This window comes from Streptomyces sp. NPDC001544 (assembly GCF_042894285.1).
Classification (GTDB): domain Bacteria; phylum Actinomycetota; class Actinomycetes; order Streptomycetales; family Streptomycetaceae; genus Streptomyces.
Map to the genome: position 1 here is coordinate 173,489 of NZ_JBIAVN010000014.1, position 25,568 is coordinate 199,056.

At 69.8% G+C, this 25,568-nt stretch carries 20 protein-coding genes; 10 read left to right on the top strand and 10 right to left on the bottom strand.

Going from position 1 to position 25,568, the window contains the following annotated elements; translation table 11 throughout:
* Positions 1-196: 196 nt before the first annotated feature.
* Complete coding sequence (locus tag ACFY0F_RS29690) at positions 197-1,519, top strand: helix-turn-helix domain-containing protein (protein ID WP_388800806.1); 1,323 nt, start codon at positions 197-199, stop codon at positions 1,517-1,519.
* A gap of 120 nt (positions 1,520-1,639) precedes the next feature.
* On the opposite strand, the gene ACFY0F_RS29695 is transcribed toward ACFY0F_RS29690, so the two are convergent.
* Positions 1,640-2,917: an MFS transporter gene (locus ACFY0F_RS29695; RefSeq protein ID WP_388800809.1), complete on the bottom strand. Its 1,278-nt coding sequence runs from the start codon at positions 2,915-2,917 to the stop codon at positions 1,640-1,642.
* 289 nt (positions 2,918-3,206) lie between these two features.
* Here ACFY0F_RS29695 and ACFY0F_RS29700 point away from each other — a divergent pair, with 289 nt between their 5' ends.
* Entirely contained in the window at positions 3,207-3,971 is a 765-nt protein-coding gene (locus tag ACFY0F_RS29700; RefSeq protein ID WP_388800811.1) for an SDR family NAD(P)-dependent oxidoreductase, read from the top strand.
* An 8-nt stretch (positions 3,972-3,979) separates the two neighbouring features.
* Here ACFY0F_RS29700 and sigJ read toward each other — a convergent pair whose 3' ends face one another.
* A complete protein-coding gene (gene sigJ, locus ACFY0F_RS29705; protein ID WP_388800814.1) occupies positions 3,980-4,897 on the bottom strand; it encodes an RNA polymerase sigma factor SigJ in 918 nt (305 codons plus the stop codon).
* Positions 4,898-5,060: 163 nt separating this feature from the next.
* Between sigJ and ACFY0F_RS29710 the strand changes: the two genes are divergently transcribed.
* Both ACFY0F_RS29710 and ACFY0F_RS29715 read left to right on the top strand, forming a co-directional pair.
* Entirely contained in the window at positions 5,061-5,525 is a 465-nt protein-coding gene (locus ACFY0F_RS29710) for a nuclear transport factor 2 family protein (RefSeq protein WP_388800817.1), read from the top strand.
* Between the two features lie 100 nt (positions 5,526-5,625).
* Positions 5,626-6,453 carry a maleylpyruvate isomerase family mycothiol-dependent enzyme gene (locus ACFY0F_RS29715; RefSeq protein ID WP_388800820.1) on the top strand — a complete coding sequence of 276 codons (828 nt, stop codon included), beginning with the start codon at positions 5,626-5,628 and terminating at the stop codon, positions 6,451-6,453.
* A 30-nt stretch (positions 6,454-6,483) separates the two neighbouring features.
* Here ACFY0F_RS29715 and ACFY0F_RS29720 read toward each other — a convergent pair whose 3' ends face one another.
* The 7 genes from ACFY0F_RS29720 to ACFY0F_RS29750 all read right to left on the bottom strand — a co-directional run bounded on the left by ACFY0F_RS29720 (position 6,484) and on the right by ACFY0F_RS29750 (position 16,416).
* On the bottom strand, positions 6,484-8,367 hold the full coding sequence (locus ACFY0F_RS29720; protein WP_388800821.1) for an SMI1/KNR4 family protein: 1,884 nt from the start codon (positions 8,365-8,367) through the stop codon (positions 6,484-6,486).
* Positions 8,368-8,426: 59 nt separating this feature from the next.
* Positions 8,427-10,280: an RICIN domain-containing protein gene (locus tag ACFY0F_RS29725; RefSeq protein WP_388800824.1), complete on the bottom strand. Its 1,854-nt coding sequence runs from the start codon at positions 10,278-10,280 to the stop codon at positions 8,427-8,429.
* Positions 10,277-12,025 carry an amylo-alpha-1,6-glucosidase gene (locus ACFY0F_RS29730; protein WP_388800826.1) on the bottom strand — a complete coding sequence of 583 codons (1,749 nt, stop codon included), beginning with the start codon at positions 12,023-12,025 and terminating at the stop codon, positions 10,277-10,279. The genes ACFY0F_RS29725 and ACFY0F_RS29730 overlap by 4 nt, the downstream gene beginning before the upstream one ends.
* Positions 12,026-12,135: 110 nt before the next feature.
* A complete protein-coding gene (locus ACFY0F_RS29735) occupies positions 12,136-12,978 on the bottom strand; it encodes a carbohydrate ABC transporter permease (RefSeq protein ID WP_388800829.1) in 843 nt (280 codons plus the stop codon).
* Positions 12,975-13,958, bottom strand: coding sequence for a carbohydrate ABC transporter permease (locus ACFY0F_RS29740; protein WP_388800832.1), 984 nt, complete (start codon positions 13,956-13,958; stop codon positions 12,975-12,977). Before ACFY0F_RS29740 ends, ACFY0F_RS29735 begins: the two co-directional genes overlap by 4 nt.
* A gap of 22 nt (positions 13,959-13,980) precedes the next feature.
* Positions 13,981-15,222: an extracellular solute-binding protein gene (locus ACFY0F_RS29745; protein ID WP_388800835.1), complete on the bottom strand. Its 1,242-nt coding sequence runs from the start codon at positions 15,220-15,222 to the stop codon at positions 13,981-13,983.
* 156 nt (positions 15,223-15,378) lie between these two features.
* Positions 15,379-16,416, bottom strand: coding sequence for a LacI family DNA-binding transcriptional regulator (locus tag ACFY0F_RS29750; protein ID WP_388800838.1), 1,038 nt, complete (start codon positions 16,414-16,416; stop codon positions 15,379-15,381).
* A 294-nt stretch (positions 16,417-16,710) separates the two neighbouring features.
* Between ACFY0F_RS29750 and ACFY0F_RS29755 the strand changes: the two genes are divergently transcribed.
* On the top strand, positions 16,711-17,712 hold the full coding sequence (locus tag ACFY0F_RS29755; RefSeq protein WP_388800841.1) for a DUF6215 domain-containing protein: 1,002 nt from the start codon (positions 16,711-16,713) through the stop codon (positions 17,710-17,712).
* A 47-nt stretch (positions 17,713-17,759) separates the two neighbouring features.
* Here ACFY0F_RS29755 and ACFY0F_RS29760 read toward each other — a convergent pair whose 3' ends face one another.
* The gene (locus ACFY0F_RS29760; RefSeq protein WP_388800843.1) at positions 17,760-19,115 is read right to left on the bottom strand and encodes a mucin-1; all 1,356 of its coding nucleotides are present in this window, start codon (positions 19,113-19,115) and stop codon (positions 17,760-17,762) included.
* Between the two features lie 182 nt (positions 19,116-19,297).
* Here ACFY0F_RS29760 and ACFY0F_RS29765 point away from each other — a divergent pair, with 182 nt between their 5' ends.
* From ACFY0F_RS29765 to ACFY0F_RS29785, 5 genes are all read left to right on the top strand, one after another.
* On the top strand, positions 19,298-20,317 hold the full coding sequence (locus ACFY0F_RS29765; RefSeq protein WP_388800846.1) for a LacI family DNA-binding transcriptional regulator: 1,020 nt from the start codon (positions 19,298-19,300) through the stop codon (positions 20,315-20,317).
* 74 nt (positions 20,318-20,391) lie between these two features.
* Complete coding sequence (locus ACFY0F_RS29770; protein ID WP_388800849.1) at positions 20,392-21,735, top strand: ABC transporter substrate-binding protein; 1,344 nt, start codon at positions 20,392-20,394, stop codon at positions 21,733-21,735.
* A gap of 67 nt (positions 21,736-21,802) precedes the next feature.
* A complete protein-coding gene (locus ACFY0F_RS29775) occupies positions 21,803-22,804 on the top strand; it encodes a carbohydrate ABC transporter permease (RefSeq protein ID WP_388800851.1) in 1,002 nt (333 codons plus the stop codon).
* A gap of 2 nt (positions 22,805-22,806) precedes the next feature.
* Positions 22,807-23,649, top strand: coding sequence for a carbohydrate ABC transporter permease (locus ACFY0F_RS29780; protein WP_388800854.1), 843 nt, complete (start codon positions 22,807-22,809; stop codon positions 23,647-23,649).
* A 237-nt stretch (positions 23,650-23,886) separates the two neighbouring features.
* Positions 23,887-25,536 (top strand): alkaline phosphatase family protein, encoded by a 1,650-nt coding sequence (locus ACFY0F_RS29785; protein WP_388800855.1) that lies wholly within the window; start codon positions 23,887-23,889, stop codon positions 25,534-25,536.
* Positions 25,537-25,568 lie beyond the last annotated feature (32 nt).

Here is a 25,568-nt window from a genome sequence, read left to right on the forward strand (position 1 = left end):
GATCGAAGCTCACCAATGCGGCTTCGAAACTTTCGAACTGCCTCTGTCGGACCGGTCTACCGCTGACGATGCGCGGGGCGTTCGAGAGTGCCGGGCACCCTCCCGACTCTTGGCGAATGGAACCATCCCCGCCCATCTGACGTGCAGGTATGTGAGTGCCTGGGATACGGGATCGCGGGCCGACGACGGGGGAACGGTGTCGATTCGCGACGATGTCGAGGAGTTCGCGGCGTTGCTGCGCCGGCTGAAGGACCGGACGGGTCGGAGCTACGGCTCTCTGGCTCGCCGCCTCGGCATGAACACCTCCACGCTGCACCGGTACTGCGCGGGCGAGGCGGTGCCGCAGGACTTCGCGCCCGTGGAACGGCTCGCGGCCTTCTGCGCGGCGACACCTGAGGAGCGGCTCGAGTTGCACCGGCTGTGGCTGTCGGCGCTGGCGGCCCGGCAGCGGGTGCGTACCGCCGGTGCGGCGGAAGTGGCCATACCCGCGCCGGATGCGGACGGTGCACTCGTCGAGGCGAGCACTTCCGCGATGCGGCCCGGGAACGATCCCGCCCCGGACAAGCCCGCCCCCTCCCCCACTCCCCGCCCCTGGCGCCGCCGCCGACGAGTACTGACGCCCACCGCCGTCGCCTGCGCGCTGCTCGCCGCTGTGGGCAGCAGCATGTCCGCCCTGTCGGACGACCGCTCCGCCGAAGCTGCCACCCCCGGCTCCGCGAGCCCACGGACGACCGCCCACGGCGCACCCCACCGCCCGGTGAAACCGTCCGCAACCACCTCCTCCTCGGCTTCCCGGAGCTCCGCGTCACCCGGCTCCCGGCACAGGGCCCCTGCCCCGTCCGCGACCGGCAGTGGCCCCACCTCCGCCGCGAAGCGGGCCGGCCTGCCCCTCACCTGGAGCGCCGACTCCCAGGTCTGGGAGCTGGGCTGCAACCACGACTACGTCATCGACAAGCCACCCGCGCAGGTGCCTCCTCCGCCGGTGCAGCAGGACGCCGGGGTGTGGGCGGCGGCACAGGGCGCGGTGCACGGGCGGCAGACGATGGTGCAGATCTCGGTGCAGGGGCGGTCGTCCACGGCCGTGGTCCTGGAGGCGCTCCGTGTCCGCGTGGTCAGCCGCGGCACCCCGGTCCGAGGCATCGCGTACTCCATGGGCCAGGGCTGCGGAGGCGACCTCGCGCCCCGCAGCTTCACCGTGAACCTCGACGTCGACCGCCCCATCGCCCGCCCGAAGGACGGTGCCGACAGCGCCGACAGCGAACACAAGATCCCGGCCGTGCACTTCCCGTACCGAGTCTCCGCCCAGGACCCCGAGGTGCTGCTGGTCGACGCGACGACCCAGACCTACGACGCCCGATGGTATCTCGAACTCGACTGGTCCTCGCAGGGCCGCACCGGCACGGTGCGTATCGACGACCACGGTCGCCCGTTCCACACCACCAGCATCGAAGGCATGCCGCACTACTGGTACGGCACGAACGACGCGGGCGGGCGCGCCTGGGTCCCGTACAACGGCTAGCGGCTCGACGAGGAGGCCGTCGGGACCCCTGGGTGGGGCGTCCTCGGGCGGCAGCGGCCACCGCCGGGCCGTCAGCGCTTTCCCACCTGCTGACGAGCAAAGGTGGCCGCCCACCTTCGGTCAGCCAGTCATGTCAGCGGCCTCGGCCGCGCTGGTGGCCTTCCGTTGCGGAAGCGCACCTGCCGACGGCGCTTGCCGCACGGCCCGGTTGGCCGTGGTGATGACGGCCAGGATGAACAGCCATCCTCCGCAGAGCCAGACCAGCGGCTTGGCGCCCAGCGCGGTGATCAGCGCGCCGCCTGCGAGCGTGCCGATCGACAGTGCTCCGGTGGTCAGCGTGGAGACCGCGCTCGTGGTCCGGCCCCGCAACTCGTCGGGGGTGATGGCCAGCTGGTGACTGGTCATCGCCACCGCGTACACGGGAGCCACCAGCGACTCAGCGGCCGCGACCGCTGCCAGCATCAGCGGGTTGGGCGCGAGCGCGTAGAGGGGGAACATCAAGGCCTCCAGCCACAGCATCACCACGGCGATCCGGCCCAGTGGAAAGCGGCGTGTGGCCCTGTCCGAGACGAGCGCCCCCGCCAGGGCACCGACCGCCGCGCCGCTGAAGATGACGCCGATCCACAGCGGCGAGGCACCCACCTGCCGGGCGAGCGTGATGATCAACAGGTACCCGGCGCCGTAGCGCACCTTGTCAGCGGCCGAGACCAGAGTGAGGAACCGGATGACCGGCTGGTGCCAGAGCCGGCCGAGCCCCTCTCGGATCTCGCTGGTGATCGGGGACGTCGTCCGCGCGTCCTGCCGGTCCAGTTGGAACCGAGCACGCATCAGGAGCAGCGACGCGGCGGACACCGCGAAGGAAACCGCGTCGACGGCGAACGGCACGGTCCTGCCGAGAGCGTAGAGCGCACCGGCGAGTGAGGCGCCGACGACGCCCACCATGCTGGACGCGGACTGCGAGTAGGCGAGCGCAGCGGACAGTTGTCGCGGACCGACCACGTTGGGCAGCGCCGCTGTGTTCGCCACCTGGTAGAGGGTGGCCAGGACCCCGGCCAGAACGGCCGTCGCATACAGCTGGGGCATGGTGAGCTCGTTCAGCCACAGCGCGACGACGACTCCGGCGATGAGCACGGCCCGGCCGAACTCACACCAGATCATGGTGGCCTTACGGTCCCACCGGTCGACCAGGGCACCGGCGATCAGCCCGAAGGCCAAGAAGGAAAGGGTGCCGAGGCCGAGTACGACGCCGGCTTGGGTGGCCGACCCGGTGAGGGCCAGCACGATCAGCGGCAAGGCCATGAAATGGGCCTGGTCACCGAGGGCAGAGACCAGCTGGCCGCTCAGCAGCAGCGAGAAGTCCCGGTTCCGGAACAGGCCGGGACCGCGAAGAGAATTCATGGAGTTACGCTCCGTAATTGCTCAAGGACACAAGGGTGGCGTCGAGGCTGGGGTCCGAGCTAAGAAACACGGGGCGTAATGACCATGCGCGGACCGTACTCAGCCCCCGGGTCGCCCGCCAACCGTTTAATTTCCAGCGCTTCACGAGAGGATAATTGACCGAGCGTTCCAATATCATCTAGGGTCCGAGCGATGGCCAGTACCACCCAGCCGTGGCCAACAGACGCAGGTTGCAGACGAGTTGTCGACTGATCAGTCCAGTTGACTACCGACCAAGGGAGTCATCACCATGACCGCGCGCTTCACCGGTAAGACCGCCCTCGTCACCGGCGCGGGCTCCGGCATCGGCCGGGCCGTCGCTCTCGCCTTCGCCGCCGAAGGAGCCTCGGTGGTCGCGGCCGGACGTACGGCGGTTTCACTCGGCGAGACGGTGGCCCTGATCGAGAAGGAGGGCGGCACGGCGGCCGCGGTCACCGCGGACGTGACCCGCTCCGAGGACGTCAGGGCTCTGGTCCACCGCACCGTGGAGCTCTTCGGCAGCCTGGATGTCGCCGTCAACAACGCGGGTGTCTTCCGGGGCGGCGCTCCCGTAGCCGATCTCCCCGAGGAGGACTGGCGCACCCTGCTCGACATCAACGTCACCGGTGTCCTCCTGTGTCTGCAGGCGGAAGTCGGCCGGATGCGCGAACAGCCCACCGGCGGCGCAATCATCAACGTCGCCTCCAACCTCGGCGCGCACAGCCGTGTCCCAGGCGTGGCCGGCTACATCGCCACCAAGGCGGCCGTCTCGGCCCTGACCCGGGCGGCCGCTCTGGACCACATCGCCGACGGGGTCCGTATCAACGCCGTCAGTCCCGGCCCCTCCGACACCGTCATGTCGTTGCGGCCGGGGGAGACGGACGCCGACCGCGCCGCCCGGATGCAGCGGGTGCTGCCGCTCGGGCGGGTCTCCTCCACCGCCGAGGTCGCGGCAGCCGTGCTGTATCTGGCCTCGCCGGATGCCGCTTCCATGGTCGGCAGCGACCTGGTCATCGATGGCGGCGCCGCCGCCTGAGCACATGGTCAGCCCGTCACCCAGGAGCGGAGTTTCTCGGGATTGAGTACCGCCCAGATGCGGCTGATCCGATCGCCCGCGAAGTCGAACGCGTACACCGCCACGGTGCGGCCGTCCTGGCGGGCGACCAGACCGGGCCCGCCGTTGACCGTGCGTTCCAGGACGGTCAGGGTGCCAGGAGCCCTCGTGAAGAGGTCGGTCAGGTAGTGCGCGATTCGCTCGCCGCCTTCGATGGGGTCGAGTGAGGCCCTGGTGAGGCCGCCGCCGTCGGCGATCACTGTGGCTTCGGGGTCGAGGAGACCGATGAGGGCGCTGATGTCCTTGGCCTGCCACGCCTGTCCGAAGTCCCTGACGAGGTCGGCCCGGTGGGCCGCCGGGGGCGCGGGTGTCCGGGAGGTGCGGATACGGCGGCGGGCGGAGGTGGCCAGCTGACGGCAGGCCGCGGGCGTGCGGCCGACGATGTCGGCGACTTCGTTGAAGGAATAGCGGAAGACGTCGTGCAGGATGAACGCGACGCGTTCGGCCGGGGTCATCGATTCGAGCATGACGAGAAAGGCCATGCTGACCGACTCGTCGAGGGTCACCCGGTCGACCGGGTCGGCCGTGGCGCTGCCCGTAGGCCCAGTGGTCCACTGGGTGGGTTCGGGCAGCGGCTCGGGGATCCACGCGCCTACGTAGCGCTCGCGCCGGGCCCGCGCCGAGCCGAGCAGGTCCAGGCAGATACGGCCCGCGACCTTCGTCAGCCAGGCACCGGGGGACTCGATGGCGTCCTGCTGCCCGCGGGACATGGCGTACCAGCGGGCGTACGTCTCCTGGACGACGTCCTCGGCCTCGGCCAGGGAGCCCAGCAGTCGGTAGGCGAGATTGATCAGCCGACGCCGTTCACCCATCATCGCGTCCAGGCTTTGATCGTCTCCGGTTGTCATGGTCCTCCCCTTGCCCTGTGCTGGTCGGATCCGCGCTCACCAGACCGACGAAACGGCTCCCCGGAATGTGAGGTCGGCGTCTCGCCTCACATTCCGGGGAGCAGCGGCGTCGAAGTGCTGACACCGGCACAGCATCCCCCGTGGATGTGACAGGGAGGCGGAGATGAGTGACTTTCAGGCGATCGCGGACCGGGTCGGAATCGAGGCGCTGCGCGGTGAGTTCACCGACGCGGTGATGATGCGCGACTACGACCGTGTCGCATCGCTGTTCACCCCGGACGGCGTGTGGCGGATGCCCGGCATCCCCGCCGAGATGAACGGCCAGGAGCAGATCCGCGCATGGGGCCGCCGGGTCCCGGAGTTCGTGGACTTCCTGGTGCAGAACACCCATCCGGGCCTGATACGGCTCGACGGTGACACCGCGTCCGGCCGTGCGTACATGTCCGAGGTCGGGCGGGGCCGCGACGGTCGGTCCGGGGTGAACTACGCCATCTACCACGACCGCTACCGGCGAATTCCGGACGGCTGGCGGTTCACCGAACGCGTCTACGAGATCCGCTACCTCGACGAGAGTCCCCTGACGGGCTTCGCGCCCCGGCACCGCGCGGAGCCCGCCGACGAGGTGTAGTCGCCGTCTCCCGGGTTGCCGTGCGCCCCCGAGTCTGGTTGGGTACCAGCGCCACAGGCACGTGGGCCGTGCCGGTCGGGTGGGGAGTGGAGCGGGCAACGTGCACACGACGGTACGACAGGACGGCACCTGGCCCCTGCCCGACGGGCTGGGGCAGGCGATCCGGGGCACTGCCGAGGAGATCGCCACGCTGGTGCGCAACGCGAACGACACGACGCTTGCCGTGCCGGGATCGCAGTGGACCGTCGGAGAGGTCGCCGCTCACCTGGCCATGGCCAACGAGCTGATGGCAGACCTGGCCGCCGGCCGGGAACGCCCCTACGGCGACGGAACGCCGCAGAGCCTCGCCAGGGCCAACGAGGAGTCCCTCGCCGTATTCGCAGAGCGCCGGGCGGAGCCTCTGGCAAGGATGCTCACGGAGCAGGCCGAGGCGTTCCTGGACGCTCTGTCGCTCCCTGCGGCCGACGGCCCGGCACCGACCACGCCCCTGGGCTCGATGAACCGGTCCGTCCTGGCGTCGTACCTGCTCACGCACATGCTCGGCCACGGGTACGACCTCGCCCGTGCCTTGAGGCGTCCGCACATGGTCGACCCGGCGCGGGTGGGCTTGTGCATGCCGTTCATGCTGTCGGTCATGCCGCGTGTCGCGAACTGCGCGAACACGGCCGGGCTCACGGCCCGTTACCGGATCCGGTTGCGCGGGGGCGAAAGGTTCGAGGTGTTTCTGGCCGACGGCGCCGTGCAGGTGACACCGGGGGCGCCGTCGCGGCGCGTGGACTGCACCATCCTGCTCGACCCCGTAGCCTTCCTGCTCATCGCGCTCGGCCGGCTGAATCCCTGGCGTGCCATCGCCCGGGGGCTGGTCCTCGCCTGGGGCCCCCGGCCGTGGCTGGCTCCTCGCTTCCCGTCCCTGTTCACCGCGCCCTGAGCCGTCCACCGGCCGGCACCCACGCCCCCCTCACTGCCGGTGCCGCACGACGCGCAGGTAGGCGTACGCCTCCCCCGCGCGTGGTGCCCGTGTCCATGAGCGGGTGGTGAAGACGGGAAGCCTGCCCCGGGTCAGCGCGAAACGGGGAAGCGAGAGCCCGAGTTCGGTGTGCAGGGCTTCCAACACCCGTCGTTCGTGGTCCGTTTCGGTGTCCTGCGGGCGGAACAGCCGTCCGGGGTCCAGGGCCTCCGGTATCGCGCCGGAGCGCTGGATCTGCGGACCGCGCACGGTGAACGCGTAGAGTTCCTCGCCCTGTTCGGCCACCGACAGGTGGAACGCGGTCGGGTGGCCGCCCGGGGTGGAACGCCTCGGTTCGCGCCACACCACCACCGCGCGGCCGCACGAGGAGGCGGCCGGAGCCGGGGACTGGAACCGCGTGTTCATATGGTGGTGGGAGTAGACGTCGAAGGCGAAGGCCCACGCCTCGGCAGTGCGGCCGACGGCGACCACTGCCCGGTCTTCCCAGGGTTCCACGCCCTCCCGCTCATGGGGTCGGGGCGCCCGCCAGAACGCCATGCGCACATCCGTGGGCGCGCTCAGCTCTGCGCCTTCCTCGCCGATCAGGGCGGGCAGGCGGGCCGGGTCGACGCCCTCGACCCAGACACAGCGGTATCCGTCGAGCGGCTGCCCGTTCACCGCGGGCTCCGTCAGCCAGGCGAGGCCCGGCGGGTCGAGATCGGGCACCGGCTCGGGAGCGGGGCCCGTCTCCCCTGACCGCGGTGTCGCGAGGATTTCCCGCCCACGCTCCGGGGTGATCAGCGACCCCAGGACCGGATCGGCGAGCAGGCCGAGCGGGGCGATGAGCGAGGGTCCCGGTGCCTCCCACTGCGGGAGCGCGTCCCGCAGCAAACGCCAGGCGGCGTCGGTCGCCCCCCAGCGGGCCGCCCCCCGGGCCTCTGCGACGGCCTGGCCCCATGGCCCGTCAGGCGCGTAGCGGTGGGTGCCGTTCCGCATCGCGCTCAGCACGGTCTCGGCGGCCTTGCGGGCGACTCCACGGGCGGCCATGACCCTGAGCCAGTGGTCGTCCCCGCCCGGCCGCCCTTCGCCGCGTGCCGGCTCCATCGCCTCCACTGGCAGAACCTCCGGCAGGTAGCGCGGGTCGGCCACCAGGTTGCCGTACCCCCGGGAGCTGCGCGGAGCCAGCAGATGCCGGAGCTGGTCGAGCAGTACGGCGCTCCGTGGCCGTCCGAAGGACCGCGCCTCCTCGAGCAGGGGCAGGGCCTCCTCGTACCGTCCGCGCAGTGCCAGCAGACGGGCCTCCTCCACATGGGCGTCCTGGGCGCGCGTGGTCGCGTTCACGAAGTCGGGTCTGTGCGCCCGGTCACTGTGGAAGTTCCGGTACATCGCCTGCATGTACGCGCGGAACGACGGATAGCGGTCCGGTAGTTCACCGCTCCAGCCTTTGTAGACGTAGAGCGCCCACTCGCCGTCCTGGTCGCGGTCGCCCGGGTCGAGCAGGGCGTACGACATGTCGGAGTCCGTCTCCAGCCGTAGCGCCCGCTGCCACATTCCGGCCAGCAGGACGTCCTCCTCGCTCGGGTGGTCGTCCAGGTTCTCCTCGTACAGCGGGGTCATGTCGTGCGGATCCCGGAACCAGTCGATGTCCGCGGCACCGCCGAGCTGGTAGACCCCGGCCGTCCGGTCCAGGTGCCACCCGTCGCTCACGGCCAGGAACTCCCGGTACGAGGGCGGCAGTCGCCGCCCCAGCCGCTTCTCGGCCGCGGCGATCGCCGCCTCGTCCGCACCGGGCCTGCCCAGGGGAACGACGGTCCGTCCGTCGCCGTCCTCGCGCGGAATCCATTCCTCCTGCCAACGTTCAAGGAAAGCAGGCCAGTTGAAGGTCTCTTCACTCATGACGGGATGGTGTCACCCGGCACTGACAACGACGCCTCTCGCGGGGCCGTCCGGTCCGTTCAGCTCTTGCCGGTGAGCCTCCAGATCTGATTCTTCTTGGTGCTCAGTGCGCTCGCGGGGTCGCAGGTCCACTGGTGGATCTTCGCGCCCGCGGAGGTGGAGACATTGCTGACGTCGACGCACTTGCCGCTGTGGACGGCGACCAGCTGGTAGTCCTGGCTGTTGCCGAGCGCGGTGACGGGGTTGAGGGTGAACTGCTGGTTGGTGGCGCCGTTACAGGTGTACTGGATGACTGCGGCACCGTCCGCCGTGGACGCGCCGGAGACGTCGAGGCACTTGCCGCTGCGCTCGTTCACCACCGTGTACGTGTTGGTCCTGCCGCTCACCGGCTTGAGGTCGAGCATCTGCTGGTAGCCGCCCTCGCAGTAGTACTGCTGGTACTGGGTGCCGTTGGCGGTGCCGAGGTCGGTGTCGTCCAGGCACTGGCCGCTGTTCTCGCTGACCGCGACGGTGGAGACGGTCGTGTCGGACGGCGGCAGGAGAGTGACGGTGTAGCCGTCCTTGGCGCTCGTCCACGGGAGGGAGACCGAGGCAGCGTTGTTGCTGACCGTCAGGGTGGTGTCCGAGATGGTCGTCGGGCCGGTGACGGCGGCACCGCTGTTGTACGGGATGCGCTGGACGACGGCGCGGACCTGGCTGTTCTCCACCACCGACGTGGTGTTCAGGCCGGTCAGGTTGACGGTGACCGTGCCGGTGTTGCCGCTGCTGCCGAGCAGCACCTTGGCGTTCTCGGCGGTGTTGTCCTTGGTCGCCAGGCCGTCGGTGCCGGCGCCGGGCGTGAGTTTGACGATGTTGCCGGTCTGCGAGCCGTAGTAGCGGTACATGAACCACTCCCCCAGCGGCAGGTACTGGCCGGCGCTGTTCTTGGTGAGCAGGTTCGCCTCGTAGTCGTGCAGGTGGGTGCCGGAGGCCCAGTTGCCGCGCAGTCCGTCGGCGCCGGCCCGCTCCAGCCGGCCGATGAACCAGGCGCCGCCGCCCGGGGACTGCATGGACAGTGTCGCGTACTCGTTGATCTGGTACGCCCGGGTGTTGGTCAGGCCGGCGGCGGCGAGGGTGGAGTCTGCCCGGCCGACGTCGGTCGCCGGGTCGCCGGGCTCGTCGTGCCAGCTGTAGATGTCCGGGGCGACGTTGTTGGCCTTGACATGGTTCAGGTAGGTGGTCCACCAGGTGTTGGAGGAGTTCGGCTGTCCGGCGATGCTGGGGCCGACGATGAGCTGGGAAGGGAAGGCGGCGCGCACCTTGGCGTAGAAACGCGACCACATCTGCAGGTACTGCGCCTGCGGGGGCTTCCAGAAGCCGCTGCCGTCGGGCTCGTTCCACAGGTCCCACTCGACGGTCATGTTGCTGGCTTTGACATCGCTGATGAGCCGGCTGACGAAGTTGTCGAACTGCGTCCAGTCACCGTTGTCCCCCGGCCAGCCCTGGCTCGTTGTGCCGTCCGCACCCCACAGGTCATGGGGCAGTAGGACGAATGTGCCGCCGAGGGCGGTGGTGCGCTTGTACTGGGCCAGGGTGGAGGCCCATCGGGTCTGGTAGTCGGCGAGGCTGGTGGCGTAGCCGCCGCTGTTGAGCTGTGCTCCGCCCGCCCGCATGAAGTGCCACTTGATGTCCTTGAAGAAGTGGTCCTGCGGGAGTGAGCCGTCCGGCGTCATCCCGTAGATCATGCCCGAGGCGTGGTACGCCGGGGCGCCTCCGGCGGTGGCGAAGTCGACGGTGACTTCGGTGTCGGCGGCCTGTGACGGGGTGGCGGGCAGCAGCGTGGTGGCCAGTGCGGCCGTGAGCGCCGCGAGACATGACGCTGCTCGCCGCCCCGTGAGGTTTCGCGTCCTGGTGAGTGTCCGGGACCGGTTCATGTGCGGCTCCTTGATGAGTGGCGGTGGACGTGTGCTTCGGCCAGGAGGAGGTAGCTGCTGGCGGTCCAGGTGTAGGCGCGGTCGCGCAGGCCGGTGCCGGTGAGGGCGTCGAAGTTCTCGGCGAAGCCGTTGGTCTCGCACAGGACGCGGAAACGGGCGCTGATGTCGTCCGCGAGACACTGGTGGCCGGCGCGGCGCAGGCCGTCCTCGATGAGGATCGTGGCGGGGGCCCAGATGGGACCGCGCCAGTATCCGTCGGAGCGGTAGTGCGGTGAGGTGGGGTGTTCGGTTGCCAGGCCGTGCGGCGTCAGGTGGGCTTCGATGCGGCCGGCCAGTACGGCGCTGATGTCCTCGGGGAGGTGCTCGCCCAGCGCGATGGGCATCAGATCGAGGAGGCCGGCACTGGTCCAGGTGTCCGAGCCGCCGGCGGAGCGGGCGACGAACCGGTCATCGGTCCAGAGCGTTTCCAGCATCGCCGCCTGCGTGGCGTCGGCTGTTCGCATCCACCGGCGGGCGTCGTCCGGATTCCCCAACTCGTCAGCAATCGAGGCGAGTTCGCGCATTTGCAGGGTGAGGAAGGCGGCCAGGTCGGCGCTGACGACGACGCGTTCGGGGTCGAAGGTGGTGGCGTTGTCCCAGCCGCTGTCGTTGCCGTGCTGGTAGTGGGGCAGGGCGGCGCCGCGTGTACGCCGTGCGGTGAGCCAGAAGTCCGTCCAGCGCACCAGCCGGTCGTAGGCCTCGGCCAGTTGGGCCCGGCCCAGGGGTTCGGGGAGCCGAGCGCGCAGGTGCCGCAGGGCCCAGCCGTGGATGGGGGGTTTCACGAAGTTGTACAGGACCTCGGAATGCGTGACCGAGTCGGGCAGGGCTCCCGCCTCGTCCTGGTGGTCGAAGGGCAGAGAGAACTGGTCCCAGGCGAGGCCCGGGGATCCGCAGGCCAGGGCGAGGGCGTTGAAGCAGTGGTCCCAGCTCCAGACCTTGTCCATCCAGTGTTTGGACATCAGTACCGCGTGACGGGTGACCAGGCCGGCCGGGCGTACGGTGGCGGACCACACCACATAGGCGGCGAGTTCGGCCGCCGGTGTGGCGGCCGAACGCCACGGGGCGACCGCGTCCACGAACCCGGCGAACGATCGCCGCGCGGCCTCCATGACCTCGCCGAACGACGTCGACGGGTGGTAGGGCTGTCGCGCACTGTCGAGTTCCTCGACCGCGACCTCCCACGAACCGTCGGCTTCGGCGCTGACCGTGAGACCGCGGTCACCGGCGCCCAGGGCCTGGATGCCGGACACCTCGGCGACCCTGCCGGACAGCACGGTGATCCGGTAGCGGCGGCCGGTCTCGTAGGAGGTGAACGTGTGGGTGCCGTCCACCGGGTCACGGTAGAAGTAGGTTCCGCTGAAGGGGGTGAGGGTCGTCGCCGCCGCGGTGACGCGCAGGCCCATCCCTTGGCCCCGTACGCGTACGGTGTCCGGTGACTCGTAGGCGAGGTCGACGAGGCCGTCCGCGCCGGTCCAGCGGAGCAGGCTCGGTGTGGCCCGCACGACGGTCTCCGCCCGCTCGCCCGTCACCGCGTCGAGGGGGACGAGGCGCAGGACGGCGTGCATGCCGTTCTGGTGCGAGACCAGGTGAAGGTCCTCGGCGCGTGTCTTCTCCGCCAGCACGGGAGAGATGCCGAACCAGGATCCGTACGTGCTGAACGGGATGTCGTGGACGGAGAAGGCCGGGCCGGGCGGGGCAGCGGTCATGAAGGCGGCACTCATTTCTTGGGCGGAGTGTTCGGCGGTCTGCCGGTCGGGGTCACCGGTGCTCGCGCGACGGGCCGTCAACAGCGCCGTCGCGTCCGGGCGCTGCGGTGTCAGTCCTTGACGGCTCCGGCGGACACGCCGGCGGCGACGTAGCGCTGGGCGAGGACGAGGATGACCGCGGCCGGAGCTGAGGCCACGACGGCGGTGGCCATGATGGCGTTCCACTCCTGGTTGTTGTTGCCGATGTAGTGGTAGATGCCGAGGGTGATCGGTTCGTGCGCACCGCCGTTGACCAGGGTGCTGGCGAAGACGAAGTCGGACCACGACCACAGGAACGCGAACAGGGACACCGTGACGACGGCGTTGCGGCTCATGGGCAGCACGATCGACCGGAAGGCACGCCAGGGTCCGGCGCCGTCCACCGTGGCGGCCTGGAGCAGTTCACCGGGGATGCCCGACATGAAGGCGGTGAAGATCAGCACCGCGAAGGGAACGGCCAGGGTGGAGTCGGCGACGATCAGGCCGGGCACGGACTGGAGCAGGCCGAGGCTGAGGTAGATGGCGTAGAAGCCCATCGCCATGATGATGCCGGGGATCATCTGGGCGGCCAGCAGGACGAAGCTGAGGACGCCACCGCCACGCGGACGGAGCTTGGCCAGGGCGTAGCCGGCGGGCGCGGAGAGCGCGACGGTCAGGACGACGGTGCCCAGAGCGATGACGAGGCTGGTGCCGAGGTAGGGCAGCTGCTCGTGGAGGACGGTGCGGTAGCCGGTCAGGGTGCCGTGCATCGGCAGCAGGTCCGGTGGGCTCTTGCGCATGTCCTGGTCGCGGGTGAAGGACACGTTGATCATCCAGTAGACCGGGAACAGTATGATCGCGGTCAGCAGGACGCCCGCGGTCGTTTTCCCCCAGGCGCGGCGACGACGGCTGAGGACCCATGGTGAACTCGTCATGACAGCGCCTGCTTCCGCTGGGCCCGGACGTGGATCAGGCCGAAGACCAGGGCGGCGACGACGAGCAGGTTGCCGACAGCCGCGCCGGGGCCGAACGCGGGCAGCAGGTTGCCGAAGCCGAGTTGGTAGGACCAGGTGGCGAAGGTGGTCGACGAGTCCGCCGGACCGCCCTTGGTCATGATCCAGATGATGTCGAAGACCTTGAGCGTGTAGACCAGACCGAGGAGCAGCGTGATGGCGGACACCGGGCGCAGCAGCGGGAAGGTGATGCGCCAGAAGCGGTGCCAGGCGTTCGCTCCGTCGAGGGCGGCCGCCTCGTACAGGCTCGTGGGGATGGACTGCAGTCCGCTGTAGAGCACGACCAGGTTGAAGGGGACGCCGATCCAGACGTTCGCGATGATCACCGAGGTCAGTGACCACGACGGTGACGTCAGCCAGTTCACCGGGTCGATGCCGAGGATGTGCAGTGCGGCGTTGACGATTCCGGAGTCGCTGTTGAGCATCCACGACCAGGTGGACGCCGAGACGATCAGCGGCAGCAGCCACGGCACCAGGAACAGGGCGCGCAGGGTCGCCGACAGCCGGAAGTGCTGGTTGAAGAAGACCGCGAGGGCCAGGCCGATGGCGTACTGGAAGATCAGGCACACGGCGGTGAACACCACGGTGTGCAGCAGCGCCGGGGCGAAGGTCGGGTCGTCGAAGACGGTTTGGTAGTTCTTCAGGCCGGTGAAGGGCGCGTTGCCCTGGACAAAGGAGCGGACGGTGTAGTTGCGCAGGCTGAGATCGATGTTCCGGTAGAGCGGATAGGCGTAGAAGAGGACGAGGTAGAGGGTCACCGGGGTGAGGAATCCCCAGGCGGTCCACTGCGGCGAGGTCGGACGGCGCCGTGCTCGCGCGTGTGCCGGGGCCGGGGCGGCGGTGACCGCCCCGGCCCGGGCAGGCGCGGACCGGCGGTCCGGCAGTTGTGTCGTGTGGTTCATCTGCGACCCGGACACTTCCTGGCTACTGGGCGGCCGACTGGGCCTTGGCGAACGCTTCCTTGGGTGACTCGGCCCCGCTGAGGGCGGACTGGACGGCCTTCCACAACTGTTCGGAGATCTTGGGGTACTTGGTGCCGAGGTTGTCACTGGTGCGTCCCTTGGCCGCCTTGACCGCGTCGACCCAGGGCTTCAGCTTGGGGTTCGCCGCGACCTGCTTGTCCTGGACCTCGCCGGTGGGGGCCACGTAGGACAGGGTGGTGTCGGTGGCGTACAGGTTCTGGCTGCTGGTCAGGCAGGTCGCCAGCTTCCGGGTGGTGGCGTAGCGGCCCGTGTCGCCCTGGACGGGGATGGTGACGAACTCGCCACCGGTGGGGGCCGCGGCGTTCCCGCCCGAGGCGCCGGGGATGGGCAGGACGCCGTAGTCGAAGCCGGCCTTCTCCGCGCCTGCGAGCTGCCAGGTGCCGTTCTCCGCGAAGGCGTAGTCTCCGCCGGCGAACTCCTGCCAGCTGGTCGTCTGGGTGTTGTTGAGCACCGAGTTGGGGGCGTAGCCCTCCTTCAGCCAGTTCTTCCACAGCGACAGCGCCGAAACACCCTCGGGCGAGTCGAGTTCGGTCAGTTTCGCGCCCGCTCCCCAGAACCACGGCAGGAACTGGAAGCTGCCTTCCTCCGTGCCGATCGCGGAGAAGGTGATGCCCTTCTTGCCCGCCTTCTTCACCTTCGCCAGCGCCGACGTCAGCGACTGCCAGTCCTTGACCGAGGCGACGTCCACGCCTGCTGCCTTGAGGACCTTCTTGTTGTAGTAGAGGGCGAGGGTGTTGGCGCCGATGGGCGTTCCGTACGTCTTCCCGCCCGACTGTCCGGCAGCGAGGAGGTTGGGGTCCACCTTCGAGGTGTCCAGCTTGTCGTCGGCGGTCGTGGTGAGCACTCCCGCCTCGGCCAGGGTCGACACCACAGGGTTGTCGACGATGAGGACGTCCGGAGAGTTGTCCTGCTGCGCTGCCAGGAGTGCCTTGTTGGCCAGGTCGCTGGTGTCGAAGGCGGTCCGCTTGATCTTCACGCCGGCCTTGGTGCCGCACTCGTTCAGCAGCTTCGCCCAGGCCGAGGTCTTGTCGAACTGCGGGTACGGGTCCCAGATCGTGTACGTGCCGCTGCCTGCGCCCTTGGTGTCGGTGCTGCCGGATCCGGACGAGCAGGCGGTGCCGACGACGGCGACGACGGTCGACACGGCCACGGCGGCGAGGAGCCGTCTGGAGGAGCTGTGCATGGCGGGTCCTTCGTTCTTGGCACGGGGGTGCCGTGGGAGGGGTGACGTGGGGGAAGCGGGCACACCGAACGGCGGCGGGGGCTGGGTGCCCTGTGCAGAAGGAGAAGGAGAAGGAGAAGGGGGAAGAGAGAAGGAGGCTGGGGGGGAGGTGTGCGGTCAGGAGTGCGGTGCCTGGGCGGCGGGGTTACCGCCGGCGGGCCCGGTGCTGGCCCGCAACGAGATCGGCGGCGTGAGGAGATGGTGCCGGGGGGAGGCACCCGGACGATCGAGCCGCTCGACGAGCAGGTCGACGGCTCGGCGGCCCATCTCCTCCGCCGGCACGTCGGCCGCGGTCAGCTGCGGGGTCACCGTCTCCGCCCACCTCCCGGCCACGACTCCGGTGACGGAGAAGTCGCGCGGCACATGGCGGTCCGCCTGGGCGAGTCCGCGGTAGAGGCCGCCCAGAGCGGCCTCGTTCAGCGTGACCAGGGACGTGGTGGCCGGGTCGTCGTGCAGAATCCGCTCCACACAGAACTGGCCGGACGCGGCGTCGTCCCCGCAGCAGTACGTCCGCACCGTCAGCCCGCGCTCGGCCGCGGCCTTGGTGAAGCCCTCGAGCCCCCGGTGCGCGGACTCGTACCCCGCCTGCAGGAGTTGCTCGGGCCGGTTGACGAAGGCGACCCTGGTGTGACCGAGGTCCGCCAGGTGGCGAACGCACGCCTCCACCAGCGCGGTGTGGTCCAGGCCGACCCACCAGCCGCCCTCCGGGTGGGCGGTGCGGCCGATGGCGACGGAGGGGAAACCCAGCTCGGCCAGATGGTCGACCCGGTCGTCCTCCAGCCTGATCTCCATCAGGATCGCGCCGTCGACCCGTCGCTCCCCCAGCAGCCGCTGGAACGAACGGTCACTGTCCACGCCGCTCGGGGACAGCAGGACGTCGTAGTCGTGCGCCGCTGCGGCCTCCACGACACTGCCGATGAAATCCAGCTGCATTCCCGTGTAGTGGTTCCCGGCAGGCGGGAAGACCAGACCGATGGTGCTGGTCCGTCCGTTGGCCAGGGCCCGTGCGCTCGCGTTGGGCCGGTAACCCAGCTCGTCGATGACCCGCTGGATCTTCCGGCGGGTGTCCTCGGACACGGGCCGCTTGCCGCTGAGCGCGTACGACACGGTGCTCCGCGAGACACCAGCTCGCTTGGCGATCTCACCGATGTTCACGGACACTCCTCGCTGTGAGTGGTCGAAGCGGTTCGACTTTTTACATGAGTCAGTGAGGTAACAATCATCGAACCGGTTCGCGTGCAGTGAAATTAGGAGCTACCGGGACGGGTGTCAACGGCTCGCACCGAATTTTTCGTGGCGGCCGGGAAACGTCACCGGGTGCGGGCGAGGGGCCCGGCCCGCCCGGTTCGCCCCTGCCTGTCGCCGTCCGCGCTTCGGCAGGCCCTGCACGTGCCCGGAACTGTGGCTTCCACCACGGCGGATCCGGGCTTGTCCTGATGAGATCACCGGATGCTCGGATTACTCCTCCGCCTCCTGCCGTTCTGGGTCCGCGAGCCCCTTCTCATCGCCGTGGGGTCCGTTCTCGGCGTGCGCGTCATGTATCTCGCCTTCCGCGATGACGACCTGGTCGCGGCCGGCCTCGGCGTGCTGTTCCTCCTGTTCACGGCAGTACGCGTCCACAGGGTGATCCAGGCATTGCGCGCACGCCGGAATCCCAGTCCGGCAAGCCCCGCGGAAGGGGCGGTGGTTGACGCCGCCGTCCCGTCCGCGGAGGTCGGTCCTGTGCCGCGGCCAGGCCCGCTCACCGTGGAGAAGGAGCCCAACGCTTGGGGCCAGGCCCTCGCCGCCGTGGCCGTTTTCGGGGCACTCGCGGGGGCGCTGTGGCTCGGCCCGCACGTGCTGCCTTCCGGCGACAGCACCCCGCAGCCCGCCTCGTGTTCGGGTGGAGAGCACGAGAAGCTACCGAAGGTCTACAAGAAGACACCCCCGCCCGTGACCGGTGAAGAGCTGTGCAAGGCGCTCAACCGGCCAGATCTGGCCAGGCTCCTCGGCACGCCCGAAGAGACCGCGAACGACGCTACGGGCACCAGCGACACCGCCCCCCTGACCGATGGGAGGGTCGCCCAGCCGGAAGCCGAGGTCACCTTCGACACGTACACCGTGCATGTCTCGGCCACATACAACGAACTGTCGACCCACCAGTACGTGAAACTGATGAAGTACGGCGACGAGACGGACGTCAGGACACTCTCGGTCCTCGGCCGACCCGCGGTGTTCTCCTCCGACCACACCATGAAGTTCGAGATCAACCTGGGAAGCGGCGGATCGGGCGGGCCCGTCCAAGACGGCCCCCTGGCCAGGACACTTTCCGTGGCCCTCGACCGTCATGACCGGGGCGGTTACTACGACGTCACCGTGTGGAGCACGTCCGGAGCCCTCCCCGACGACGGCGTTCTCGTCCACATCGCCGAGAAGGTTCTGCCGACGATTCCCGAACGGGTCGTCCGGTGAGACGCCGAGGTCTGCACTCGGGTCCGGACTCCCTGGGCCGCGAACGGTCATTCCTCGCCGTGCCCTGGTCCCGGCCAGATGGCAGAGGCGTCGTCACGTTCCGGTGAGGGGATGCGCATCGGGCGGACCGGTACCGCGCGGGTACGGCCCTCGGTCAGCACCGTCCAGGGCGTGGGATGGCCCGAGTAGCAGGTGGCGGTCAGCATGAAGACGCCGTCGGCGTACACCTCCACGTACTCGCCCACGGTGAGGATGCGCACCGTGGCGGCCGGCTCGGTCAACCTGGTCTCCGCGATGCGCGTTCCGCCGGGGCCCGCGACCCAGATGTCCTCGCCGTCGTAACCGACGGTGAGGGCCGGGCGGCCACCGTCCGGCCGTTCCGCGCGCAGCGCGACCTCCACGGGACCCGAGACGGGGACGTCGCCGACCGCGTGCAGTGCGGCCTGGCTTCCCGGCTCTCCGAGCCAGTGGTCCAGTCCAGGCCACCATTCCAGGCGCGGTGCGGCTTGTGCGGGCGTGACCAGGAGCTTCGGCTGGGCGAGCATGCCGCGGCAGGGGGCGCCGTCGTCGGTCAGGCCGACGCGGCGGGGTGCCGTGTGCAGGACGACGCGGGAACCGTCCGGTGCGCCGATGACCCGGGGGGCATAGGAGCCTGTGGGCCCCAGAGGGCCGCGGCGGGTCCAGGGACCGCGCAGCCGTGGCGCGGTCCATGCCTCGAAGCCGCGGGTGGCGCCGATGGAGCCCAGCAGCAGCCAACTGCCGTCGGCGAGACGTTCGAGCACCGGGCACTCCAGTTCGTCGACATCTCCGGGCGCGATGAGCGGGGGGTGGATCGTCCAGTGCTCCAGATCGTCGGAGGTCGCCCAGGCGACGCAGCCGCCGGCATCGACCGGGAGTGAGGCGTCGCTGGCGCAGACCACCATCACCCAGCCGTCCGACTCGTCGTCGGGTACGACGAACGGGTCGCGCCAGCCCATGCGTTCACCGGTGCGGTACCAGCGCGCGTCGGCTTCGGCCACCGGGCCGGTGCCGTGGCGCCGCCAGCCGGTGCCGTCGGTGCGGGCGGAGTACGCGAGTCCGACGGACTGCAGGGGCCAGCCGCCCGGCGTGAGGCCGCGGACGCCGGTGTAGAACATCGCCATGCCGCCGCCGTGCCGGATCGGGTGCATGGTCCACACGGCCTGCTGGTCGAAGCGGCCGGGCAGGCCGTTGCCGAAGGCGGCGCCCTGCGGCTGCCAACCGACCAGGTCGCAGGAGGTGGCGCGACCGTACGACGTCTCCATCCGCAGGTGGTCGAACTCGTCCGTCCACGGGCCCTGCAGATGCAGCACCACGTAGGTGCCGTCGTCGTCGCGGAGCAGGGCGAAGTCGTTCACGCAGAGGCCGGGCGGAGCGTATCGCATGCGCACTTCCTGTCAGCTGGGCAGCGCTCAAACGCGTGCGCTGTTGAAAGATACAGAACGTCTCGGCTGAGAATCGGCCCAAGTAAATCTGAACGCAAACGCTTGCGCAACGGCGAGGCCGGGTCTACGGTCGCGTCACCCACAGACACCACCGAGGTGAAAACAACGAGAGGTAGTGCGCCTTGACGGTCAGCATCACCGACGTCGCCCGCGCCGCCGGCGTCTCCGCGTCCACCGTGTCCCGCGCGCTGCGCGGCAGGCCGGGCGTGTCGGACGAGGTACGGGCCCAGATCACGGCCGTCGCCGCCTCGCTCGGCTACACCGCCTCCCGGTCGGCCTCCAGCCTGGCCAGCGGCCGCACCTTCACCATCGGCGTGATCGCGCCCTACATCGGCCGCTGGTTCTTCGGCACGGTGCTGGACGCCGCCGAGAAGGAACTCAGTGCCGCCGGCTACGACGTCCTGCTCTACAACCTCGGGACGCCGGAGACACGCAAGCGTTTCTTCACCAAGCTGCCCGTGCGCAAGCGGGTGGACGCGGTGTTGTCGCTGCTCATCCCCGACGAGGACGAGGCCGCGGCGCTGCGCTCGCTGGGGGTGCCCCTGGCGACGACCGTGGGCGGCCCTCGGGACGGCTTCACCGTCGTCGGCATCGACGACCACGCCGGTGCCACGAGCGCCGTACGGCACCTGGTGAACCTCGGTCACCGCCGGATCGGCATGATCTCGGGGGCCAGTGAGCCGCTGCACTGGACGACCCCCGTCGAGCGCCGCCAGGCGTTCCTGGACGTCCTGGCCGACGCCGGTATCGCACACGACCCGGCGCTGGAGGCGGACGGGGGCTACACGGTAGACGGCGGCGAGCGGGCCATGACCGAGCTGCTGAGTGTTTCCCGGCCGCCGACAGCCGTGTTCGCCCAGTCCGACGAGATGGCGATGGGCGCGCTGCGCGCACTGCGCCGGCACCGGCTGAAGGTCCCGGACGACGTGTCCGTCGTCGGTTTCGACGACCACGAACTCGCGGAGGTGATCGGGCTGACGACCGTCGCCCAGCCCGTCTCGGGCCAGGGAGCGCAGGCCGCCCGGCTGCTGCTCCAGCAACTCGACGACCCCGGTACCGCACCGGACGGGCACGTGCAGATGCCCATCCGGCTGGTGCTCCGCGACACCACCGCCCCGCCCCGGCCCCGCGGTCCCCAGTGATCCGCAGCGGTCCCCCACGCCCGTTCCGCCACCACCCTCATCCGACCCTGACACACGTACGGAGGCAGCCCCCTATGAACGCCGGACGCAGAAGGTTCCGTCACGCGGCCTGTACGAGCCTGGCCCTCGCCCTGCCCCTGGCGGCACTGGCCGCCTGCGGCGGGAGCGGCGGTGCCGAGGCCTCCGCCGAGGCCGGCAGCGGGAAAGGCACCATCCGGGTCTGGGCGCACCAGGGGCAGAAGAGCGAGGACGCCGCGCTGCAGAACGCGGTGAAGGCCTTCAACTCGACGCAGAAGGACATCAAGGTCCAGCTGAGGCTCATACCGGCCAACGACTACACCAAGACCATCACCGCCACGGACGCCTCCCAGCTGCCGGACGTGCTCGAGTTCGACGGCCCGACCATGGCGAACTTCGTCTACAACAAGAAGCTGGCTCCGCTGGACTCCTACGTCTCCCAGCGCACCCTTGCCAACGCCACCGATGCCGCCAAGGCCCAGGGGGCGATCGGCGGCAAGCACTACGGCCTGGGCATGTACGACTCCGGGCTGGGTGTCTACGGCAACAAGAAGCTCCTGGACGCCGCTGGGGTGAAGTACCCCACGGGTCTGTCCGACGACTGGACCGCCGCACAGTTCACCGCCGCCCTCAAGGCGCTCAAGGCCAAGGACTCCGACGGCAAAGTCCTCGACATCCAGGAGGGCAACGGCCTGGCCACCGAGTGGGGCACGTACGGCTTCGCGCCGGTCGTCTGGTCCGCCGGCGGCGCCCTCCTCAAGGACGGCAAGGCGTCCGGTGCCCTCGACGGCCCGGCGGCGGTCTCGGCGCTGAAGACCTTCCAGTCCTGGAAGCCCTACGTCGACGCCAACACCGACGGCAACGCGTTCGCCAAGGGGAGGGTCGCGCTCAGCTGGGTCGGCCACTGGATGTACCCCGCCTACAGCGCCGCCCTCGGCAAGGACATGGTGGTCCTGCCGCTGCCCGACTTCGGCAACGGCCCCAAGACGGGGCAGGGTTCCTGGGCCTGGGGCATCGGCGCCGGCACCAAGAACGCCAAGGCGGCCGGCGCCTTCCTCGACGCACTCCTCGACGACGCCAACGTGCAGGCCATGACCAGCGCCAACGGCGCACCGCCCGCCACCAGGAGCGCGCTCGCCAAGAGCCCCCTGTACAAGAAGGGCGGCCCGCTCCGGCTGTTCGCGGAGCAGCTCGCCAAGCCCTGCGGTGACGCGCACATCACCAAGTCCTGCGTCGCCGTCACCCGGCCACTGACCGCCGGATACCCCACCGTGACCGCCCAGTTCAGCGAGGCCCTCAACTCGGTCTACGGCGGCGCCGACCCGAAGGACGCCCTGTCCAAGGCCGCCCGTGCCATCGACCGGGACTTCTCCGACAACGCCGGCTACCAGATCCGTTGAGAGCGTCATCGGTTGGGGGCGGGACCGCGCACGCCGCGGGCTGCCCCCGCCGGGAACAGGACTTCCCGTGAAATCCGTCGGATCCGTACCCGCGCCCGCCACGGCCGACCGCGAGCCGAGCCGGCCCGCGCCGACTCCCGCCGCCTCGTCCGCCCGCCCCGCGTCGCGCCGCGACCGTGGCGGGGTCCACGGGCTGCTGATGGCTGCTCCCGCGGTCGCCGGGCTGATCGCCTTCGTCGGCGTCCCGTTCGTGTACGCAGTCGTCCTCTCCTTCTACAACGTGCGCCTCAACTCACCTTTGCCGCCCACGTACTTCGGGTTGGAGCAGTACCGGCGCCTGTTCACCGACCCGGACCTGTCGGGTCCGTTCCTGCGGTCCCTGCTGAACAACCTGACGTTCGCCGTCGTCGTCGTGCCGTTGCAGACCGGTCTCGCCCTGGCCCTCGCGATCCTGCTGAACCGAAAGCTGAAGGCCATCGGCTTGTTCCGGTCGCTGTTCTTCCTGCCGGTGGTGTTCCCGATGGCGCTGGTCGCCGTCGTCTGGCGGCTGATCCTGGCGCGCAGTGACCAGGGCATGCTCAACTCCCTTCTGCACGCGGTGAGTCTCGGCAACTGGGGCGCATTCGACTGGCTCGGTGACGCGGCCACCGCGATGGCCTCGGTGATCGTGCTGTCGGTATGGCAGGGTGTGGGCTTCCAGATGGTCATCCTGCTCGCCGGCCTGCAGCAGATCCCGGACGAGCTGTACGAGGCCGCCCGACTGGACCGTGCCTCGCGATGGCAGCAGTTCCGCCACGTCACCCTGCCGGGAATCCGCGGCACCCTGACCTTCGTCGCCCTGCTCACCTCCGTCCTCTCCTTCCGGGTCTTCGACCAGGTCTACATCCTCATCCGGGGTGGCGGACTCGACGAGGACGCGACACGGACCGTGATGTACCAGGCGGTCACCACCGCCTTCGACCAGAACAACGTCGGTCAGGCCGCCGCGATCACCGTGGTGTGCTTCCTGATCGTCGTCGCCCTGACCCTGATCCAGCGCCGCGTCGTCCGGCCCGACAACGAGGACTGACCATGGCCACGACCCGCACCCGTGCGCGCCGCCTGCTCGACTACACCGTCCTGAGTCTGCTGGCGTTCGTCTTCTCGCTGCCGGTCCTCTACCTGTTCCTGGGCAGTCTGAAGCCCTCCGACGAGGTCCTGAACGGCCTGTCCGGCTTCCTGCCCACGCACCTGTCCTTCCACAACTACGCGGCTGTGCTCGACAGCCTGAACTCCGACAGCACCGGGTACTTCTGGCGCTTCCTGGGTGTGTCGCTGCTGGTCGCGTTCGTCGTCGTGACCGGAGGCCTGTTCGTCAACTCGATGGCGGCCTACGGGCTCTCGCGGCTGAAGTGGCGCGGCAGAAACGCCGTCCTCACCCTGGTCCTGCTGTTGATGCTGGTCCCGTTCGAGTCGGTGGCCGTACCGCTCTTCTACCTGTTCAACGACCAGCGCAACACGCTCTACATCCAGGCGATCCCCTTCATCGCCAACGCCTTCTCCATCTACCAGTTCCAGACCTTCTTCCGGAAGATCCCGCCGAGCATCGAGGAGGCCGCCCGTCTCGACGGTGCGGGTCCCTGGCGCACCTTCTTCGCCATCGTCGTTCCGATGTCGAGGCCGGCCTTCGCCTCGGTGGCGATCCTCACCTTCCTCACCCAGTGGGGCGCCTTCCTGTGGCCGGTCCTGATGGTGTCCGACCCGTCGGTACGTCCGCTTCCGCTGGAGATGAGCGTCTTCCAGGGCCAACAGCCGCCCGACTGGGGTCAGATCCTCGCCTTCGGCGTCCTCCTGGTGCTGCCGGTCCTGGTCGTCTTCGCGTTCTTCCAGCGCTGGTTCGTCCAGGGCGTCGCCAGTTCCGCGGTCAAGGGCTGACGCCGGTCGGCTGGTCGTTGGCCGCCAAGGTCGTCCTCGCCGGGTCGACGGTCCCCCCGCTGCGCCCGGGCGGGAGCGTGAGTAACCGGCGCGACGGTCGGCTTTGCGTGCCCAGATGACGTTCTTTGGCAGATTGCGGCGCAGAAGTCCGGTTCCGTACACGTTCCCCTTCTCCAATGTCGGCGCGTGACTCGTCGCAGAGTCACACGCTCCGGCCAGCTCAAGGAGAGAACCACCGTGTTCCGACGCCCGCTCCGTCCTGTCGCGGCGGCTGCCGCCGCGCTCGCCGCCGTCGGCGGTCTGACCGCCGCGACCGCCGCTCCCGCCTCGGCATCCTCCACGTCCCGCTCCCGGCACATCCTGCTGCTGTCGGTCGACGGCCTGCACCAGTCCGACCTGGCCCGGTACATCGCCCAGCACCCGCGGTCCGCGCTCGCCCGGCTGGCCGGCGGCGGCGTGGAGTACACCCACGCGAGAACCACCGTCCCCTCCGACTCCTTCCCCGGCATGGTCGGCCAGCTGACCGGCGGGGACCCGGGTGTCACGGGCGTGTACTACGACGACACCTACAGCAACGCCCTGCTCCCGGCCGGCACCACCGACTGCGCCGGCGTCAAGCCGGGCGCCGAGGTCGACCTCACCGAGGATCTCGACAAGAACAAGAACTCCATCGACGCGGGCCAGGGCCTGTCCGGACTGCCCGACAGCATCCTGAACATGACCGGCAACGCTGCCGACCTCATCGATCCGGCGAAGCTGCCCGTCGACCCCAAGACCTGCCGACCGGTCTACCCGCACTCGTACCTCAAGGTGAACACGGTCTTCGACGTCGCCCGCAAGGCCGGGCTGCGCACCGCGTGGTCCGACAAGCACGTCGCCTACGAAATCCTCGACGGGCCGTCCGGCAACGGCATCCAGGACCTGTTCGCCCCGGAGATCAACAGCCAGGCCATCGGCTACCCGGCCGGCGAGGACTGGACGAAGGACAACGCGGCGACCGAGCAGTACGACACGTACAAGGTGAAGGCCGTCCTCAACTCGATCGACGGCTACGACCACAGCGGCACCCACAGGACCGGCGTCCCGGCGGTCTTCGGGATGAACTTCCAGTCCGTCTCCACCGCCCAGAAGCTGCCCTCCTCCGACGGGCTGGCGGGCGGTTACACCAGCGCCGACGTGCCCGGGCCGCTGCTGGAGAAGAACCTCGGCTTCGTCGACCAGGAGGTCGGGGCGCTCCTCGACGAGATCCACAAGCGGGGCCTCGACGGCAGCACGACCGTCATCCTGTCCTCCAAGCACGGCCAGTCGCCCACCGACCCCAAGGCGCTGACCCGCATCGACGACGGTCCGCTGCTCGACGGCCTCGACGCCGCCTGGAAGGCCGCTCACCCGGGCGCCGGTGACCTGGTCGCCCACGCCGTGGACGACGACGCCATGCTGCTGTGGCTCAACGACCGTTCCCAGGCCGCCGCCGACTTCGCCAAGGCCTACCTGCTCGCCCGGTCCGGCACCGGCACCGGCATCGACGGAGCCGCCAAGCCGTTCAAGGCGAGCGGCCTGAAGACCGTGTACGCCGGTGCGGCCGCCGCCCGGTACTTTCACGTCCGGCCGGGCGACTCGCGCGTGCCCGACGTGTACGGCGTCGGCCAGTACGGCGTCGTCTACACCGGCGGCAAGAGCAAGATCGCCGAGCATGGCGGTGCGCACGCCGACGACCTCGACGTGCCCCTCGTCGTCTCCGGCACCGCCACCCCGCACAGCGTGCGCGTCGACAGTCCGGTGCGGACGACGCAGATCGCACCGACGATCCTGCGGCTGCTCGGCCTGAACCCGCGGGACCTCGACGCGGTGCGCATCGAGCACACCCGGTCGCTGCCGGTGCGCTGACGCACCCGCTGGGCGACGATCAGGTCCGCCAT